17 protein-coding genes are annotated in these 17932 nt (G+C 62.9%); 7 read left to right on the top strand and 10 right to left on the bottom strand.

Annotation, left to right across the window (positions count from 1 at the left end; genetic code table 11):
- Positions 1-345: 345 nt before the first annotated feature.
- From NKI52_RS07060 to mnmE, 5 genes are all read right to left on the bottom strand, one after another.
- On the bottom strand, positions 346-1227 hold the full coding sequence (locus tag NKI52_RS07060) for a ParB/RepB/Spo0J family partition protein (RefSeq protein WP_352697421.1): 882 nt from the start codon (positions 1225-1227) through the stop codon (positions 346-348).
- Positions 1228-1267: 40 nt separating this feature from the next.
- Positions 1268-2068, bottom strand: a complete 801-nt coding sequence (locus tag NKI52_RS07055; protein WP_084642633.1) for a ParA family protein — start codon at positions 2066-2068, stop codon at positions 1268-1270.
- 34 nt (positions 2069-2102) lie between these two features.
- Positions 2103-2744: a 16S rRNA (guanine(527)-N(7))-methyltransferase RsmG gene (rsmG, locus tag NKI52_RS07050; protein ID WP_352570098.1), complete on the bottom strand. Its 642-nt coding sequence runs from the start codon at positions 2742-2744 to the stop codon at positions 2103-2105.
- Complete coding sequence (gene mnmG, locus NKI52_RS07045) at positions 2741-4630, bottom strand: tRNA uridine-5-carboxymethylaminomethyl(34) synthesis enzyme MnmG (protein ID WP_352697419.1); 1890 nt, start codon at positions 4628-4630, stop codon at positions 2741-2743. Before mnmG ends, rsmG begins: the two co-directional genes overlap by 4 nt.
- A 262-nt stretch (positions 4631-4892) precedes the next feature.
- The gene (gene mnmE / locus NKI52_RS07040) at positions 4893-6221 is read right to left on the bottom strand and encodes a tRNA uridine-5-carboxymethylaminomethyl(34) synthesis GTPase MnmE (protein WP_352575442.1); all 1329 of its coding nucleotides are present in this window, start codon (positions 6219-6221) and stop codon (positions 4893-4895) included.
- A gap of 59 nt (positions 6222-6280) precedes the next feature.
- Between mnmE and NKI52_RS07035 the strand changes: the two genes are divergently transcribed.
- Positions 6281-8299, top strand: coding sequence for a thioredoxin domain-containing protein (locus NKI52_RS07035; protein WP_352697416.1), 2019 nt, complete (start codon positions 6281-6283; stop codon positions 8297-8299).
- A 185-nt stretch (positions 8300-8484) separates the two neighbouring features.
- Here NKI52_RS07035 and rho read toward each other — a convergent pair whose 3' ends face one another.
- The 3 genes from rho to hemE all read right to left on the bottom strand — a co-directional run bounded on the left by rho (position 8485) and on the right by hemE (position 11493).
- Entirely contained in the window at positions 8485-9750 is a 1266-nt protein-coding gene (rho, locus tag NKI52_RS07030; RefSeq protein ID WP_023675925.1) for a transcription termination factor Rho, read from the bottom strand.
- Positions 9751-9916: 166 nt separating this feature from the next.
- Positions 9917-10462: a protoporphyrinogen oxidase HemJ gene (gene hemJ, locus NKI52_RS07025; protein WP_502897743.1), complete on the bottom strand. Its 546-nt coding sequence runs from the start codon at positions 10460-10462 to the stop codon at positions 9917-9919.
- A 2-nt stretch (positions 10463-10464) separates the two neighbouring features.
- A complete protein-coding gene (gene hemE / locus NKI52_RS07020) occupies positions 10465-11493 on the bottom strand; it encodes a uroporphyrinogen decarboxylase (RefSeq protein ID WP_352697414.1) in 1029 nt (342 codons plus the stop codon).
- 401 nt (positions 11494-11894) lie between these two features.
- On the opposite strand from hemE, the gene NKI52_RS07015 reads away from it, so the two are divergent.
- The 5 genes from NKI52_RS07015 (at position 11895) to dnaQ (ending at position 15749) form a co-directional block, all read left to right on the top strand.
- Positions 11895-12713: a pyruvate, water dikinase regulatory protein gene (locus NKI52_RS07015; RefSeq protein ID WP_352620898.1), complete on the top strand. Its 819-nt coding sequence runs from the start codon at positions 11895-11897 to the stop codon at positions 12711-12713.
- A gap of 196 nt (positions 12714-12909) precedes the next feature.
- A complete protein-coding gene (locus tag NKI52_RS07010; RefSeq protein WP_352575435.1) occupies positions 12910-13509 on the top strand; it encodes a Maf-like protein in 600 nt (199 codons plus the stop codon).
- Positions 13502-14344, top strand: a complete 843-nt coding sequence (locus NKI52_RS07005) for a shikimate dehydrogenase (RefSeq protein WP_352575433.1) — start codon at positions 13502-13504, stop codon at positions 14342-14344. Before NKI52_RS07010 ends, NKI52_RS07005 begins: the two co-directional genes overlap by 8 nt.
- Complete coding sequence (gene coaE, locus NKI52_RS07000; protein ID WP_352575431.1) at positions 14341-14943, top strand: dephospho-CoA kinase; 603 nt, start codon at positions 14341-14343, stop codon at positions 14941-14943. Before NKI52_RS07005 ends, coaE begins: the two co-directional genes overlap by 4 nt.
- An 86-nt stretch (positions 14944-15029) precedes the next feature.
- The gene (gene dnaQ, locus NKI52_RS06995; RefSeq protein WP_352575429.1) at positions 15030-15749 is read left to right on the top strand and encodes a DNA polymerase III subunit epsilon; all 720 of its coding nucleotides are present in this window, start codon (positions 15030-15032) and stop codon (positions 15747-15749) included.
- Positions 15750-15909: 160 nt separating this feature from the next.
- Here the strand turns inward: dnaQ and secB are convergent, their stop codons facing one another.
- Entirely contained in the window at positions 15910-16410 is a 501-nt protein-coding gene (secB, locus tag NKI52_RS06990; protein ID WP_023675917.1) for a protein-export chaperone SecB, read from the bottom strand.
- A gap of 113 nt (positions 16411-16523) precedes the next feature.
- Complete coding sequence (locus NKI52_RS06985; protein ID WP_023675916.1) at positions 16524-17015, bottom strand: FxsA family protein; 492 nt, start codon at positions 17013-17015, stop codon at positions 16524-16526.
- A 199-nt stretch (positions 17016-17214) separates the two neighbouring features.
- On the opposite strand from NKI52_RS06985, the gene NKI52_RS06980 reads away from it, so the two are divergent.
- Positions 17215-17922, top strand: a complete 708-nt coding sequence (locus NKI52_RS06980) for a Tim44/TimA family putative adaptor protein (RefSeq protein WP_352697412.1) — start codon at positions 17215-17217, stop codon at positions 17920-17922.
- The last annotated feature ends 10 nt before the right edge of the window (positions 17923-17932 follow it).

Genomic DNA, 17932 nt, shown 5'->3' with positions numbered 1-17932 from the left:
TCGACCTCAATGTCCTGGCGCGATAGCATGCAAAACTGTTCGCGATGTCCTCGCACATCTGTTCGCGATGTCCCCAGTCCAAACACCCCTGTGGGAGAAGGTGGATCGGCGCGCAGCGCCGAGACGGATGAGGGGTGTTGGACGGAATGAGGCGTCGGCGTTCCCTGGAACACCCCTCATCCGTCGCCTTCGGCGACACCTTCTCCCACAGGGGGAGAAGGGAGAGCCGCGCCAAGCCTTCAACGCTGGCAAGACAAGCCGCGCACCCTGGAGTGAACAAGAGCTTGAGGCTTAGCAGAAGCAGCGTCTCTGCCCAACCCGGATATTTATGCGCCGGCTAACTACCTACTCCCGCTTCAGCCTTCGACAAAGCTCGTCGAGCTGCTCCAGCGTCCGGTAGGCGACGCTGATCACGCCGCCGCGCTGGTTGTGCTCGATCGTGACGATCATGCCGATCGTGCTGGTCATCAGCCGCTCCAGCGCCAGTGTGTCGGCATCCTTTTGCGGCGGTGCGGCGGGCTGGCGCTTTGCCGCCGGCGCGCCGACCGGCATCTGCGCCAAAGCTTCGGCCTGGCGCACCGAAAGCCCCTCGTCGATGATCCGCTTGGCAAGCCCGGCCGGGTCCTCGGCCGTCACCAGGGTGCGGGCGTGGCCGGCCGAGAGCGCGCCGTCGACCAGCATGTCGCGAATGACGTCGGGCAGCTTCAGCAGCCTCAGCGTATTGGCGACATGGCTGCGGCTCTTGCCGATCACCTGGCCGAGATCGGCTTGGGTATAGCCGTGGTCGTCGATCAGTTGCTGGTAGCCCAGCGCCTCCTCAACCGGGTTGAGGTCGGTGCGCTGGACGTTTTCGATGATCGCCAGTTCGAGCGCCGTGCGATCGTTGACGTCACGTACGATGATCGGGATTTCGGTCAGCCCGGCGCGTTGGGCCGCGCGCCAACGACGCTCGCCTGCGATGATCTCGTAGCGGCCCGTTTGGGTTTTCGACGGCCGCGCCACCACCGGCTGCACCACGCCATGTTCGCGGATCGACTGGGCGAGGTCGGTCAGGTCGGCGTCGCCAAAATGCCGGCGCGGGTTTTTCGGGTTAGGGCTGAGGAACTCGATCGGCACCTTGCCGTCGGCCGTCAGGCCTGGCTTTTCCGGCGCCGCCGGGCGATCGATTTCGCCGATCAGCGCCGCCAGTCCCCGTCCCAGTCTTTTCCTCGAAGGGTCTTCGTTCATCGTCCGTCCAGATCGTTTCGGTGTCGAATCGGCTTATTGTTCAGGCAGCACGCAATTTGCGCTCGCGGCGGATGACTTCCGAAGCAAGCTGCAGATAGGCCTGGCTGCCCGAGCATTTGAGGTCGTAGAGAATCGCCGGCTTGCCATAGGACGGCGCCTCGGAAACGCGGACATTGCGCGGGATGACGGTTTCATAGACCTTGTCGCCCATATGCGCCCGCACATCCTGCACCACCTGGTTGGCGAGATTGTTGCGCCCGTCGAACATGGTCAGCACGATGCCCTGGATCGTCAGGTCGGGGTTGATCGAGCGGCGCACCTGCTCGACCGTCTCCAAAAGCTGGCTCAGGCCCTCCAGCGCGAAAAACTCGCACTGCAGCGGCACCAGCACCGAATCGGCCGCAGCCATCGAATTCAGCGTCAGCAGGTTGAGCGAGGGCGGGCAGTCGATCAGCACATAGCCGAAATTGGCCGAGCGCTCGGCCGAAGCCCGCAGCGCGTTGCGCAGCCGCAGTACCCGGTCCGGCGCCGAGGCGATTTCCATCTCGATGCCGAGCAGGTCGAGCGTCGACGGCACGATCGACAGGCCAGGCACCGCCGTCGGGATTGCCGCCGCTTCGAGGTCCAGCTCGCCGGTCAGCACATCATAGGACGAGACGGTGCGGTCGCGCCGGTCGATGCCAAGCCCGGTGCTGGCGTTGCCCTGCGGGTCGAGGTCGACGATCAGCACCTGTTCGCCTATGGCCGCCAGCGCGGTGGCCAGATTGATGGCGGTCGTCGTCTTGCCGACGCCGCCTTTCTGGTTGGCGACGGTGATGATTCGGGGGCCGTTCTTCATCATGGGTCTATGCCAGAAATTCATTTGGGGTCGCCGGTCACAAGCCAGGGTGCTGTCGCAAGTCGGATACTTCGAGAATGACGCCCTGCGCGTCGGTTGCACTGGCATGTTCTACCAGATCGAAAGACCATCGTTGAGCGCTTTCTGCCACTTCGGCGCGGTAATCCCGGCCTTTGTGAAACAGGCCGCGCGACCCCTTGGTCAGCCACGGCGCCGCCAGGTCGAGCAAGTCGGGCAGCGAGGCGAGTGCCCTGGCTGTGACGATTTGCGGTGCAGGAACAAGAGGATAGCTGTCGTCGATGCGGCGCGCGATAACCTTGGCGGGCAGGCTGAACTGTCCGATGACCGCTTGCAGGAACGATGCTTTTTTCCGGTTGCTTTCAACCAGGTCGATACCGGCGCCGTCCCGCTCGGCAAGCAAAAAGGCCAGCACAAGGCCGGGAAACCCACCGCCGGAGCCGAGATCGACCCAGCGCTTCGCCTCTGGTTTGATTCGCGCCAGCTGCGCGCTGTCGAGGATGTGGCGGCGCCAGACATCGTCCTGCGTCGATTGCGCGGCCAGATTGATCCGGCGGTTCCATTTCTGGAAGACGGCCTCGAACTCGACCAGGCGATCGAATGTTTCACGTGAAACCGGGCCCGCTGCCGCCTGCAGGTTTGCCCAGGACGCAGCGCTCACGCGACCTGCTTTCGCGCGGCTGCCTCGGCATTGCGGACATGGGCGACGATAATTGCCAGCGCCGCCGGCGTCATGCCTTCCATGCGTTGCGCATCGGCAATCGAGCGCGGCTGGCGTGCCAGCATCTTCTGCTTCAACTCGTTCGACAGGCCGGGAACAGAAGCAAAGTCGAGCCACTCGGGAATAAGCCTGCTCTCCTCATGCCTGATCTGCGAAACATCGGCCTGCTGGCGGTCGAGATAGACAGAATATTTGGCTTCCGTTTCAAGACGTTCGGCCGTTTTGCTGTCGATCGCCGCGAAAGCCGGCTCGATCCGCGCCAGCCAGGCGATGTCGACGCCGGGATAGGCCAGCAACTCATAGGCCGAGCGACGGACGCCGTCCCGGTTGATTTCGAGCCCATGGCGCGCTGCCTCATTGGGGGTCATGGTGGTGCCGAGGGCGAGCTGTCGCGCCTTCTCAAGGTCTTGCATACCATTGTTGAACCGCTGCATCCGCTCCGGCGAGGCAATCCCCAGCCTTATCGCCAGTGGCGTCAGCCGCTCATCGGCGTTGTCGGCTCGCAGCGATAGCCGGAACTCGGCCCTTGAGGTGAACATGCGGTACGGTTCGGCGATGCCGCGGCTGGTCAAATCGTCGACCATCACGCCGATATAGGCTTCGGTGCGGCTGAGCACGATTTCCTCGCTCGCCGACGCCTTGCGCGCTGCATTCAAGCCGGCAAGCAGCCCTTGCGCGCCGGCCTCCTCGTAGCCGGTGGTGCCGTTGATCTGGCCGGCGAGGAAAAGGCCGGCGATCCGCCTGGTTTCCAGCGTTGGCTTGAGCTCGCGTGGATCGACATGGTCATACTCGATGGCATAGCCCGGCTGCAGCATGGTTGCCCGCTCCAGCCCCGGAATGGTCTTCAGGATGTCGAGTTGCACGTCCTCGGGCAGCGAGGTCGAAATGCCGTTCGGGTACACCGTGTCGTCGTCCAGCCCTTCCGGCTCCAGAAAGATCTGGTGGCCTTCGCGGTCACCGAACTTGACGATCTTGTCTTCGATCGACGGGCAATAACGCGGCCCGACGCCTTCGATCGACCCCGAATACATGGCCGAGCGGCCGAGATTGGTGCGAATCAGCTCGTGCGTCGCATTGGTCGTTCGGGTGATGCCGCAATGGATCTGCGGATTTTCGATGCGATCGGTCAGCAGCGAGAACGGCACGGGGTCCTCGTCCGCCGCCTGGCTCTCCAGTGACGCCCAATCGATCGTCCTGCCGTCCAGCCGCGGCGGCGTGCCGGTCTTCAGCCGCCCGAGCCTGAAGCCGGCGCGGCTCATCGTCGCCGACAGGCCGACGCTCGCCTGCTCGTTCATGCGGCCGGCGACGATCTTCTTCTCGCCGATATGGATCAGCCCGCGCAGAAAAGTGCCGGTCGTCAGCACCACGGCGCCGCAGGCGAGCCGGCTTCCATCCGCCAATAGCACCGCCGCGATGCGTCCGTCGTCGATTTCCCCGTTGTTGATTTCGAAATCCAGCACCTCGCCTTCGATGACATCGAGGCCAGCCTGCTGGCGGATTGCCGCCTGCATGGCGAGGCGATAGAGTTTTCGGTCGGCCTGCGTTCGCGGACCACGCACCGCTGGCCCCTTGCGGCGGTTGAGCAGGCGGAACTGGATGCCGGCGGCATCGGCGACGCGCCCCATCAGCCCGTCCATGGCGTCGATCTCGCGAACCAGATGGCCCTTGCCGAGGCCGCCGATCGCCGGATTGCAGGACATCACGCCGATCGTGTCGAAGCGCAGCGTCACCAGCGCCGTCCTGGCGCCAGCCCGCGCAGCGGCACTGGCTGCCTCGCAACCAGCATGACCGCCGCCCACCACAACCACATCATAGTGATTGGTCATTTCAGAATCCCGAATTCAAGTGGACCGACACATGTCCCTGGAGGCCCGCGCTGTCAAGAACGCAGGGCGCTTCAGACGCATGACTGCCCCCGACAATGCAGACAGAGATCGCCTGGCGCCGTTTTGTCTTCCCTTCTCCCCTTGTGGGAGAAGGGGAGACGCTGCGAGCAGGATCGTTTCACGTGAAACAGTCCCCCCTATTCCTGGGCCCGTGTTTCACGTGAATCACCGCCGGTGCTCCTTCCCCTATGTTTCACGTGAGTCATTTCCCAATACAAAACTGCGAAAAAATCACATCGAGCATGTCTTCGACATCGACCGACCCAACGATTCGTCCGAGCCGATCCGCCGCCAGGCGCAGCTCCTCGGCCTGCAGTTCCTGGCCGCGATCACCACTGGCCACTGCTGCGAGCAGGAAGCGTTTCGTCTCGTTGAGCAGCTCGACGTGCCGCAGCCGCGACGGCAGGATATCGCCGGCCTTGCCGATCTGGACTGCGGCACGACGCCCGATCTCGTCCAGCAGTTCGGCCAGACCCGTGCCGTCCCGCGTCGAGATAGCGAAATCATAGCGCACCGCGGGCGAGGGCGATTTGCCCCCCAACAGGTCAATTTTTGTTCCGACCCTCAGCGCCTGAATGTCGCTCGTCAGCACACCGATCGCGATTGGCTCCGCCAGATCCTCCAGCAGCAACAGCAGATCAGCGCTGTGCGCCTTGGTCCTGGCCTTCTCGATGCCGATCGCCTCTATCTTGCCGGGCGCCTCGCGCAGACCGGCGGTGTCGGTTACCCTGACCCGCACCCCTTCCAGGTCCAGTGCCACCTCGAGCAGGTCGCGGGTCGTGCCCGGCTCGTCGGTGACGATGGCCGCTTCGCGCCGCGCCAAGGCGTTGAACAGGCTGGACTTGCCGGCATTCGGCGCGCCGAGGATTACCACTTCGAACCCATCGCGAATGATTTCGGCAGCGCGGAAGCCGGCGACGTGGCGCTCTATTTCCCCGATCATCGCCCGAACATCGGACCAGACTGTATCGGCGACCGAGCCCGGCACGTCATCCTCGTCGGCAAAGTCGATCTCGGCCTCGATCATCGCGCGGGCGTGGATCAGCCGTCGGCGCCAGCCCAGATAGAGTTCGCTCTGCACGCCTTGGGCGTTGTGAACGGCAAAGCGCCGCTGCGCCTCGGTTTCGGCGTTGATGAGATCGGCCAGCGCCTCGGTTTCGACCAGATCGAGCTTGCCGTTGAGAAAGGCGCGGCGGGTGAATTCGCCAGGCTCGGCATGCCTGACGCCGTCGAAGGAGGCGATCGTTTCCAGCATCCTCGCCACAACGGCGCGCCCGCCATGCACATGGAACTCTGCAACGTCCTCGCCGGTAAAACTGTCGGGACCGGCAAAGAAGACGACCAGGCCGCTGTCCAGCACCGATCCGTCGGGCGCCCGGAACTTGCGATAGGTGGCAACGCGGTTTGACACCTTCGATCCCGCAATCGTTTCGACAGCGAATCGACTCTGCGGCCCGGAAATCCGGATCACTGCAATGCCGGCCGGCAGGCGCCCGCTCGACAGCGCCACGATGGAGTCTTTTGAAATCATTTGCCCGCTCTGCCGAAGCGCCCTAGCTATGCTTGTTCAATCCGCCATCGAGTAGCGCCGTGACATTGCCTGCACAAAACCTGCTTGCCGAAGAGGCCAGCCCCTATCTGCAGCAGCACAGCGGCAATCCGGTGCACTGGCGGCCATGGTCGCCCGCCGCTCTGGCCGAAGCAAAGGTGCTGCAGCGTCCGATCCTGCTCTCTGTCGGCTACGCCGCGTGCCATTGGTGCCACGTCATGGCGCATGAGAGCTTCGAGAACGACGAGGTCGCCGCCGTCATGAACCGTCTCTTCGTCAATATCAAGGTCGACCGCGAGGAGCGCCCCGACATCGACCAGATCTACATGGCGGCATTATCCTCGATGGGTGAGCAGGGCGGCTGGCCGCTGACCATGTTCCTGACGCCGGAGGGCAAGCCGTTCTGGGGCGGCACTTACTTTCCGCGCGAAGCCCGCTACGGCCGGCCGGGTTTCGTCCAGGTGCTGGAGGCGGTTGACAAGGCTTGGCGGGAGAAGAAAGAAAGCCTCAACCAGAGTGCCGACGGCCTGACCACGCATGTCGAGACGCGGCTGGCGGGCAGCCATGGCAAGGCCGTGCTCGACCGCGGCATGCTGGCGAACCTCGCCAATGGCATTGACGGCATGATCGACCGCGATTTGGGCGGTCTGCGCGGCGCGCCGAAATTCCCCAACGCGCCGTTCATGCAGAGCCTCTGGCTGTCCTGGCTGCGCGACGGCACCGCATCCCACCGCGACACTGTTCTCCTAAGCCTCGAAAAGATGGTGGCCGGCGGCATCTATGACCATATTGGCGGCGGACTCAGCCGCTACTCGACCGACGCCGAATGGCTGGTCCCGCATTTCGAAAAAATGCTCTACGACAATGCCCAGCTCATCCGCTTGTGCAATTGGGCCTATGCGTCAACCGGCAAGGAATTGTTCCGGCTGCGAATCGAAGAGACGATTGCCTGGCTGTTGCGCGAAATGCGAGTCGAGGGCGATGCCTTTGCCGCCAGCCTTGATGCCGATAGCGAGGGCGAGGAGGGGTTGTTCTACACCTGGAGCAGGGATGAGCTCGAAGCAGCCCTTGGCGACGATTCAGCATTGTTTTTCAAATACTTCACGCTTGCCGGTACGCATGGTTGGGAAGGCAAGCCGATCATTTGCCAGACTGATGCTCAACAGGCGCAGAGCGTCGTCGATCGTGACCTTCTCGTTCCGCTCAAGCAAAGGCTGCTGGCAGCGAGGGAACAGCGCGTGCGGCCCGGGCGTGACGGCAAGGCCCTGACCGACTGGAACGGCTTTATGATCGCAGCCCTTGCCGAGGCCGGACGGTCGCTTGGCCGATCCGACTGGATCGAAGCGGCGGCAGCGGCCTTTGCCGCAATTGCGGCTGCCGGACGTGACGGCCGCCTGCCGCATTCGATGCTCGGCGCAAAGAAGCTGTTTCCGGCTCTGTCGAGCGACTATGCCGCCATGGCCAACGCCGCCATCTCACTGTTCGAGGCGACCGGCAATCCCGACTATATCGATCGCGCCGGGAACTTCATTGAGCAACTCGATCTTTGGCACCGGGACAGCGACAAGACCGGCTACTATCTGACCGCGTCCGACAGCGCGGATGTGCCGATCCGCATCCGCGGCGATGTCGACGAAGCCATTCCTTCCGCTACCGGCCAGATCATCGAAGCCCTGGTCCGATTGTCGTCGCTTTCGGGCGATCTCGATCTCTGGGAAAAAGCCTGGACAGTCGCAGAGCACGCGGGCGGGCGGGCGGTGCACCAGGGCTATGGCCAGGCGGGTATAGTCAATGCCTGTGCCTTGTCGCTTGAACCGCTGAAGCTGGTGATCGTGGATAGACCGGAGAATCCAAGGCTTGTTCCGGTTGCGAATCGAAATCCAGACCCGCGCCGGGTGGACATCGTCGTGCCTGTTGGCTCGGCGACAAATCTGCCGGCCTTGCCAGGCGGCGTCATGCCGCCAACGGCCGAGCCCGGCGCCTGGCTCTGCACGGGGCAGGTCTGCCTGCCGGTGGTGACTAGTGCCGAGGAGCTTGAGCGGCTGTTGCACCGGCAATGAGTCCAACGCGGCTCCCCCTTCTCCCCTTGTGGGAGAAGGTGGCCGAGCGAAGCTCGGTCGGATGAGGGGTGTTCCAGCTTGGCGCCGACGGAGTTCCGTCCGGCACCCCTCAACCGGCTTGGCGCTGCGCGCCAATCCACCTTCTTCCACAAGGGGAGAAGGGAAGGACGGCGCCGGCCAACCCCCTACGTATTCATCGAATCGAAGAAATCCGCGTTGGTCTTGGTCTGCTTGAGCTTGTCGATAAGGAACTCGATGGCGTCGGTCGTTCCCATCGGCGCCAGGATGCGGCGCAGCACGAAGATCTTCTGCAGGTCCTGGCGCGGAACCAGCAGGTCTTCCTTGCGGGTGCCGGATTTGAGGATGTCCATGGCCGGATAGATGCGCTTGTCCGCCACCTTGCGGTCGAGCACGATTTCCGAATTGCCGGTGCCCTTGAACTCTTCGAAGATGACCTCGTCCATGCGGCTGCCGGTATCGATCAGCGCCGTGGCGATGATGGTCAGCGAGCCGCCTTCCTCGATATTGCGGGCAGCACCGAAGAAGCGCTTCGGCCGCTGCAGCGCGTTGGCGTCGACACCACCGGTCAGCACCTTGCCGGACGACGGCACCACGGTGTTGTAGGCGCGGCCGAGGCGGGTGATCGAGTCCAGCAGGATGACCACGTCACGGCCGTGCTCGACCAGGCGCTTGGCCTTCTCGATGACCATTTCGGCGACCTGGACGTGGCGCACCGCCGGCTCGTCGAAGGTCGAGGACACCACCTCGCCCTTCACCGAGCGCTGCATGTCGGTGACTTCCTCCGGCCGCTCGTCGATCAGAAGCACGATCAAATAGCATTCCGGATGGTTGGTGGTGATCGAATGGGCGATGTTCTGCAGCAGCACCGTCTTGCCGGTGCGCGGCTGCGCCACGATCAACGCGCGCTGGCCCTTGCCGAGCGGCGCCACCAGGTCGATGACGCGCGCCGAAATATCCTTGGAGGTCGGAACCTCCATCTCCATCTTCAGCCGCGAGGTCGGATAAAGCGGCGTCAGATTGTCGAAATGGATCTTGTGGCGGATTTTTTCCGGGTCGTCGAAATTGATCGTGTTGACCTTGAGCAGCGCGAAATAGCGCTCGCCCTCTTTCGGGCTGCGGATCGGCCCTTCGACCGTATCGCCGGTCTTCAGCGAGAACCGCCGGATCTGCGACGGCGAAATATAGATGTCATCCGGACCCGGCAGATAATTGGCATTGGCAGAGCGCAGGAAACCAAAACCGTCCTGCAGCACTTCGACGACGCCGTCACCGATGATCTCGATATCCTGGGTCGCCAGCCTCTTCAGGATCGCGAACATCAGCTCCTGCTTGCGCATGACGCTGGCATTCTCGACTTCGAGCGATTCCGCATAAGCGATCAGCTCTGGCGGTTTCTTGTTCTTGAACTCTGTGAGTTTCATTTCTTGCATCATTAGACGGACTCTGAGTAAGCTTTGGGAAAAATATCGGCGGGATGCGACAAATGCCGGGCGCGGCCGAAGCGATAAATGGGCGGCGCATGACGGGAAGGAAGACCCGTCTTTTATCGTCGGTCGGTTGAAAGAGCAAGCCGCCTTTTGCGGGCAACCGAAGACGTCAGAACGGTTTCACGATAACCAGGACGACGATGACGATCATCAGCAATGTAGGGATCTCATTGACGATCCGCCAGTGCCTTGCCGATTTTTCATTGCGGTCTTCGGCAAATTTCCGGACGGCGCCGGCGAGATAGCCATGCACGGCCGACAGGCCAACCACCGCAGCGATCTTGGCATGCAGCCAGCCGCCCTGAAAACCAAAGCCTTTCCAGGCGAGCCACAGGCCGAATGCCCAGGTGATCACCATTGCCGGATTGATGATGCCGCGCAGCAGGCGGCGCTCCATCACCTTGAAAGTCTCCGACTGGACGGAGCCTTTTTCGGCATCGGCATGATAGACCAGCAAGCGCGGCAAATAGAGCATGCCAGCCATCCAGGAGATGACGGCAATCACATGGATCGCCTTCGCCCAGGGATAGAAATCATTGGGCCCGAACAGCAAAAGCAGCCCGGCCAGCACCAGGAAAATGGCGATCGCGATTGCCGCGCGGCGCATCGCGCCCTTACCGGTGTTGGTGCCGTTCGCATTGTCCGCGCCCATCATCGTCACGATGCGCTCCGCACCAGCTTGACCATCCGCTCGACATGAGCGAGCGGCGTCTCCGGCGTGATGCCGTGGCCGAGATTGAAGATCAGCGGCCCGTCGCCCAGCGCCTTCAGGATCGCCCCCACGCCGTCGTCAAGCGCCTTGCCGCCGGCTACAAGCCTCAGCGGATCGAGATTGCCCTGCACGGCGCCGTCACGCTGCAATTCCTTCGCCGTCGACAATGGCACGGTCCAGTCGAGGCCCAGCCCGGTCACGCCGGTCTTCTGGCGATAGCTTCGATAGTGATCTCCCGCGCCCTTGGGAAAGCCGATGATCGGAACATTGGGATGGGCAGCCTTCACTTGCCGGACGATCGAGGCCACTGGCTCGACGCAGAACAACTCGAAAGACGCTTCGTCGAGTACGCCTGACCACGAATCGAAGATCTGCACCACGTCGGCGCCGGCCTCGATCTGGCGGATCAGATAAGCACCCGAATGATCGGCCAGCACCTTCAGCAGCCTAAGAAAGGCCGCCGGCTCGCGATAGGCGAACAGCCTGGCCGGCGCCTGGTCGGGCGTACCGTGGCCGGCAATCATGTAGGTCGCCACCGTCCAGGGCGCACCGCAAAAGCCGATCAGCGTCGTTTCATCAGGCAGTCTGGCGCGCAACCGCCGCACCGTCTCGTAGACCGGCTCGAGATTCACGTGAAACGTTTCGCCGTCGAGAGCCGCAATTTCCGCAGCCGTGATCGGCGTCAGCAGCGGGCCGCGTCCTTCCTCGAAGCGCACGTCGCGGCCGAGCGCATGCGGCACGACAAGAATATCGGAAAACAGGATCGATGCATCGAAGCCGAAGCGTTCGATCGGCTGCAGCGTCACTTCGACGGCGAAATCCGGGTCGTAGCAAAGATCGAGGAAGGATCCGGCCCGTCTCCTCGTCTCCCGGTATTCCGGCAGATAGCGGCCGGCCTGGCGCATCACCCAGAGCGGCGGCGGAAACGCCGCTTTGCCTCTCAACACGTCCAGCACGATCCGGTCTTGAGGCATTGAGCGCTCGCCTTTCCAGGCTTCCCTATAATTAAATATTCTATTTTTAGGAATCTTATGATTCTAAGAGTCTGTTGGTTGTGGTGGTTGTCTCCTGTCCCGCTTTGCCCTCGAAAAGACCAGCCAGCATATTGTCGCGCGCTTCTCCAGCGGGATTGCAGGACTTTGTGGAAAACCGCGAATTTACGACTGGAGTCAATTCGTTGCCGCCACGCCAGGGAAATTGCCCCTGTGGATGAAGCGAAGGCAAAAAGCTCCGTCCCCGGACTTGTCCCCAACCGCCCGGAGAAGCCGACAGCACATCGAATTGTGGACAAACCGCCATCTGATACAGTCGCTTTGCGGTGGCCGAGTTTTCCGCCCGGCTTATCCACATCGGCCCACAGCCTGGAATGTATCCTGTGAACAAACCGCAGAGCTTCTTTCATCTTCACCTGATTTCCGACGCCACCGGCGAAACGCTGCTGGCCGCCGGCCGCGCGGCTTCCGCGCAATACAAGGATGCGCGCGCCATCGAACATATCTATCCGCTCATCCGCACCGAAAAGCAGGTGACGAAGGTGTTCGAGGACATCGAGGAGGAGCCGGGCATCATCCTCTACACGGTGGTCGACCAGAAGCTTGCCCGCGGCATCGACGAACGCTGTGCGGCCATGGGCCTGCCTTGCGTCTCGGTGCTGGAGCCGGTGCTGACGGTGTTCCAGTCCTATCTCGGCACGCCTGCCGGCCGCCGCGTCGGCGCGCAGCATGTGCTGGACGCTGAATATTTTCGCCGCATCGACGCGCTCAATTTCACCATGGAACATGATGACGGCCAGCTGCCAGCCAATATGGACGATGCCGACATCGTGCTTGTCGGCATTTCCCGCACTTCGAAGACGCCGACCAGCATCTATCTCGCCAATCGCGGCATCAAGACCGCCAACATTCCGATTGTGCTCGGCGTACCGGTGCCCGAAACCCTGGTCGATGCCAGGAGGCCGCTGATCGTCGGCCTGGTCGCCACCGCCGAACGAATATCGCAAGTCCGGCAGAACCGCATTCTCGGCACCAGCGCCTATGAGCCGACCGATTATGTCGACCGCGCCGCGATCGCCGAAGAGCTCGCCTATGCCCGCCAGATATGCACGCGGCACGGCTGGCCGATGATCGACGTCAGCCGCCGTTCGATCGAGGAGACGGCGGCGGCCATCGTTGCCCTGCGCGGCAAGACGCGCTAGGGTTTGGGCGCTTGTGCTGTGGGTGGTCCTTACCTTCTCCCCTTGTGGGAGAAGGTGGCCGAGGGAAGCTCGCTCGGATGAGGGGTGTTCCAGCTTGGCATCACCTGCACTCCGTCCAGCACCCCTCAACCGTCTTGGCGCTGCGCGCCAATCCACCTTCTCCCACAAGGGGAGAAGGAAAGATCAGGCGAAAAAAATGGCCGAAAAAATCATCCTTGCCTCGGGCAGCCCGTTCCGCAAGGCGCTGCTCGTCAATGCCGGCGTCACTGTCGAAGCGGTTCCGGCTTCTGTCGATGAGCGCGCGCTCGAGGCGCCGCTGCAGAATAGTGGCGTGTCGCCGGAGGACGTCGCCCTGGTGCTCGCCGAAGCCAAGGCCACCGACGTCAGCGAGCGCAAGCCCGGCGCCCTGGTGCTCGGCTGCGACCAGACGCTGTCGCTCGGCGACGAGCTGTTCCATAAGCCGGCCGACATGGAAGGAGCGCGCCGTCATCTGCTGGCGCTGTCGGGCAAGACGCATCATCTCAACAGCGCCGTCGTGTTCGGCCGTGACGGCCAGGTTCTGTGGCGGCATGTCGGCATCGCCAGCCTGACCATGCGCAAGCTCGATCCGGCCTTCATCGGCCGCCATCTTGCGCGCGTCGGCGCCAAGGCGTTGTCCAGCGTCGGCGCTTACCAGATCGAAGGCGAAGGCATCCAGCTGTTCGAAAAAATCGAAGGCGACTATTTTACTATTGTCGGCCTGCCACTTTTGCCGGTGCTGGCCAAGCTGCGTGAGTTCGGGGCGATCGATGGCTGAGGCCACGAAAAAGGCGTTTGTCACGGGCCACCCGATCGCGCATTCCAGGTCTCCGAAGATCCACGGCTACTGGCTGGCGAAATACGGCATCGGCGGCGTCTACGAGGCCATCGACGTTGCACCAGAGGCGTTTGCCGAATTCCTGCAGACGCTGCAGGCACAAGGCTATCGCGGCGGCAACGTCACCATCCCGCACAAGGAAGCCGCCTTCGCTTTGGCCAAGCGGCGTGACGCCGACGCCGAACAGATCGGTGCGGTCAATACGCTGTGGTTCGAGAATGGCGAATTGTGGGGCGGCAACACCGATGCCCATGGCTTTGCCGCCAATCTGGACGAATATGCACCGGGCTGGGCGGCCAACGGCCCCGCCGTGGTGCTCGGTGCCGGCGGCGCCGCTCGCGCGGTCATCCATGCGCTGAAGCAACGCGGCATCAACGATATCCGCATCGTCAACCGGACGCTTGCGAGGGCGCAGGAGCTGCGCGACCGCTTCGGTGCCGGCGTTTCCGCCCACAACCTCGCGGCGACCGGCGAATTGCTCGAGGATGCCGGCCTGCTGGTCAACACGTCTGCGCTCGGCATGCATGGCAATGAAGGCCTGTCCGCCGATCCGGGCAGACTGCCGGACGGCGCCATCGTCACCGACATCGTCTACGTGCCGCTGGAGACGCCGCTGCTTGCCGCGGCCAAAGCGCGCGGCCTGAGAACCGTCGATGGGCTCGGCATGCTGCTGCACCAGGCGGTGCCCGGCTTCGAGCGCTGGTTCGGCACCAGGCCGCAGGTCACCGCCGAACTGCGGCAAATGATCATCGCCGATATCGGCGCGATAAAATGATCGTGCTCGGCCTCACCGGATCGATCGGCATGGGCAAGTCGACCACGGCCAAGATGTTTGCCGAGGCCGGCGTGCCGGTCCATGATTCCGACGAGGCGGTGCATCGCCTCTATGCCGGCCAGGCCGCCCCCATGGTCGAGGCGGCCTTTCCCGGGACCACCCGATCCGGTGCGGTCGATCGCACAAAGCTGGCCGAACGGGTGCTCGGCGAAGCCGCCGCGCTGAAACGGCTGGAAGCGATCATCCATCCGCTGGTCCGTGCCGATGCCGATGCGTTCCTGGCTGAAAATCGTGCCGCCGGCGCGCCGCTTGCCGTGCTCGATATACCACTGCTGTTCGAGACCGGCGGCCGCGATCGCGTCGACAAGGTCGTGGTCGTCACCGCGCCGCCTGAAGTCCAGCGCGCCCGCGTGCTGCCGCGGCCGGGCATGAGCGAGGAGAAACTGGCGTCGATCCTGGCCAGGCAGGTTCCCGACGCCGAAAAGCGCCGGCGCGCCGACTTTGTCATCGACACCGGTCAGGGCTTTGACGCCGCTCGCGCGGCCGTCAAGGCCATCGTCGCCGAACTAGTCGTGGATAAGGCAGCCAGGCCTGGTTAAGAGGCTTGCAGACCCACATTACTTGTTGCCATTTTGTTCCTGGTGTGATTCGGCTAGAATGATGCCGGAACCAGTGGACTGATTCGATGCGTGAGATCATCTTCGATACGGAAACCACCGGCCTCGACACGCGCGAGGACCGCGTCATCGAGCTTGGCGGCGTCGAGTTGGTCAACCGTTTCCCGACCGGCCGAACCTTCCACAAATATATCAATCCGCAAGGCCGCCAGATCCATCACGAGGCGCAGGCCGTGCACGGCATCAGCGCCGCCGATCTTCAGGGCAAGCCGACTTTCATGGAGATCGCCGAGGAGTTCCTCACTTTTATCGACGGGGCCAAGCTGGTCGCGCACAATGCCGGTTTCGACATCGGCTTCCTCAATCTCGAATTCGGCCGGCTTGGTCATCCGGCCATCGATCCGGGACGGATCGTCGACACGCTGGCGCTGGCGCGCCGCAAGCATCCGATGGGCCCCAATTCGCTCGACGCGCTCTGCCGCCGCTATGGCATCGACAACGGCCGCCGCACCAAGCACGGCGCGCTGCTCGATTCGGAATTGCTGGCCGAGGTCTATATCGAGCTCATCGGCGGCAAGCAGGCAAGCCTTATCCTCGACAGCATCCTGACTCCGGCGGGCGGCAGGCAGAATGTCGACGACATCGATATTTCGATCGGTGTGCGGCCGATCGCCTTGCCCTCGCGCCTGACCGATGCCGAGCGCACCGCGCACGCGGGCATGGTTGGCACATTGGGCGAAAAGGCGCTGTGGCTGCGGGTCGTCCCGGAAACGAGTTCTGCGGCATAGTGATTTTGACCGGAGTGATCCTTCGCGCCCCCCTCTGTCCTGCCGGACATCTCCCCCTCAAGGGGGGAGATTGGCAGACCCAGCGTCTGCCCCGCCGGCGTCTCAAACAAAAAACCCGGCGCAAGGCCGGGTTTTTCCAAACGCTAGCGAGACAACCGCTTCAGCTCACCTTGACCTTGGCGGCAGCCTGGTCCTCGGCCAACTTCTGCTGGAACATCTGCGCGAAATCGATCGGGTCTAGCATCAGCGGCGGGAAGCCGCCATTGCGTGTTGCCTCGGCGATGATCTGCCGGGCGAACGGGAACAGCAGCCGCGGGCATTCGATGAACAGGATCGGCAGCATGTGCTCCTGCGGGAAGCCGCTGATGGAGAAGACGCCGCCATAGACCAGCTCGACGTTGAACAGCACTTCCTGGTCGAACGACGCTTTTGCGTTCAGCGTCAAATTGACGTCGAACTGCTTGTCCGAAAGCGGGTTGGCGTTGACGTTGACATTGATGGCGATGCCCGGAGCCTTGTCGCGGCCGCGCAACGAGTTCGGTGCGCCGGGGCTTTCGAAGGACAGGTCCTTCACATATTGTGCAAGCACGTTGAGCGAAGGCTGCGCCGCATTTCCATTACCGTTGGCTGCGCCGGTCGGCGCGTCGTCGTTGCTGGCCATAAGCTGTGGTCCTTTTGCCTGGGCAGCGTTGCTGACCGGATTGAAATTCGGGCGTTCGCTATCATGGCCGGCCCGACAAGACAAGTTTGCAAAAGACGCCGGTTGCCTTGCAGCTACTCGTCCTTGAGGCGGCGCCAGGGAGAACCCGGTCCGCGCGTATGGTCGTCGGCCCGCGAATAGTCGCCGTCGTCGAGATCGATGGTCTTGCCGCGTTGCCTTGCCCGCAAACCACTGCTGAAATCGGTTGCCAGCACGATGCGGCCTTTCAGCATCCGCCAGGCAAGATCGCGCACCGGCGGCAGGAACAGCAGAAGGCCGAAAATATCCGAGATGAAGCCGGGGATGATCAAAAGGATCGCTGCCAGCACGATCATGGCGCCATGCGCAAGCTGGCCGCTCGGATCACGCCCGGCATCCATTTCGGCACGGACCCTGGCCATCACGCCAAAACCCTGGTGCCGCAGCAGCAGGGCGCCGGCGACACTCGAGGCCAGCACCAAGCCGACTGTCGCCAGCGCGCCGACCTGGCGGCCGACAATAACGAAACCGGCTATCTCCAGCAGCGGAAGCGCGAGAATGAACAGGGGAAGCAGCGAAATACGCAAATCTTGACCGATCGTTTTCGATGTTTTGCCGGCCGGCGAGCAATCGCCGCTGGCACCAGAGCTGTTAGATAGGTATGGCTGCCTTTGATTTGAATGATTGCGCCATGCGTTCTATATGCTCTGGATACTGAACGCTATGTGATCGCGGCCCTTGCTTGGCCGCTGGTCCGGCCAAAGCAGGGATTGATTGGCGCAAGATATGGGCTTCTTCGACTTCGGCACGATTTTCTTTCTGATTGCGGCGGTGGTGATCTTCTTCCAACTGCGCAACGTGCTTGGCCGACGCACGGGCAACGAGCGCCCACCCTTCGATCCATATACGGCAGCGCGCAAAAACGACAAGGATGCCGCCCAGAAACCCGAGAACGTGGTTTCGCTGCCGCGCAAGCGGCTGGCGGGAGAGCCGGCGGCCGATGCCTATGTGGCGATCGATGCCTTTGCCAAGCCGGACACCGATCTCAACCGGGGCCTGCGGGCGATCAAGGACAATGATCCGACCTTCGACCCGAAGACCTTCGTCGACGGCGCCAAGATGGCCTCCGAGATGATCGTCATGGCCTACGCCGATGGCGACCGCAAAACCTTGAAGAACCTTTTGTCGCGTGAGGTCTATGACGGCTTCGTCGCGGCCATCGGCGACCGCGAGGCGAAAGCCGAAAAGATCCAGTCCTCCTTCGTCGGCATCGACAAGGCCGACATCGTTTCGGCCGAGATGAAGGGCAGCGAGGCGCACATCACGCTGCGCATCGTCAGCGAGCTGATTTCGGCGACCCGCGACAAGGCCGGCGCCGTCATCGACGGCGATCCCGAAACCGTCGCCGAGGTCAAGGATGTCTGGACCTTCGCTCGTGACGCGCGCTCGCGCGATCCGAACTGGAAGCTCGTCGCCACCGAAGAAGAAGACTGAACTGGACGGC

It is taken from the genome of Mesorhizobium sp. M0590, assembly GCF_040320905.1.
In the GTDB taxonomy this organism is placed as follows: Bacteria; Pseudomonadota; Alphaproteobacteria; order Rhizobiales; family Rhizobiaceae; genus Mesorhizobium.
The sequence above is the reverse complement of the archived record's forward strand: the minus strand, read 5'-3'. Positions and strand labels throughout refer to the sequence as shown.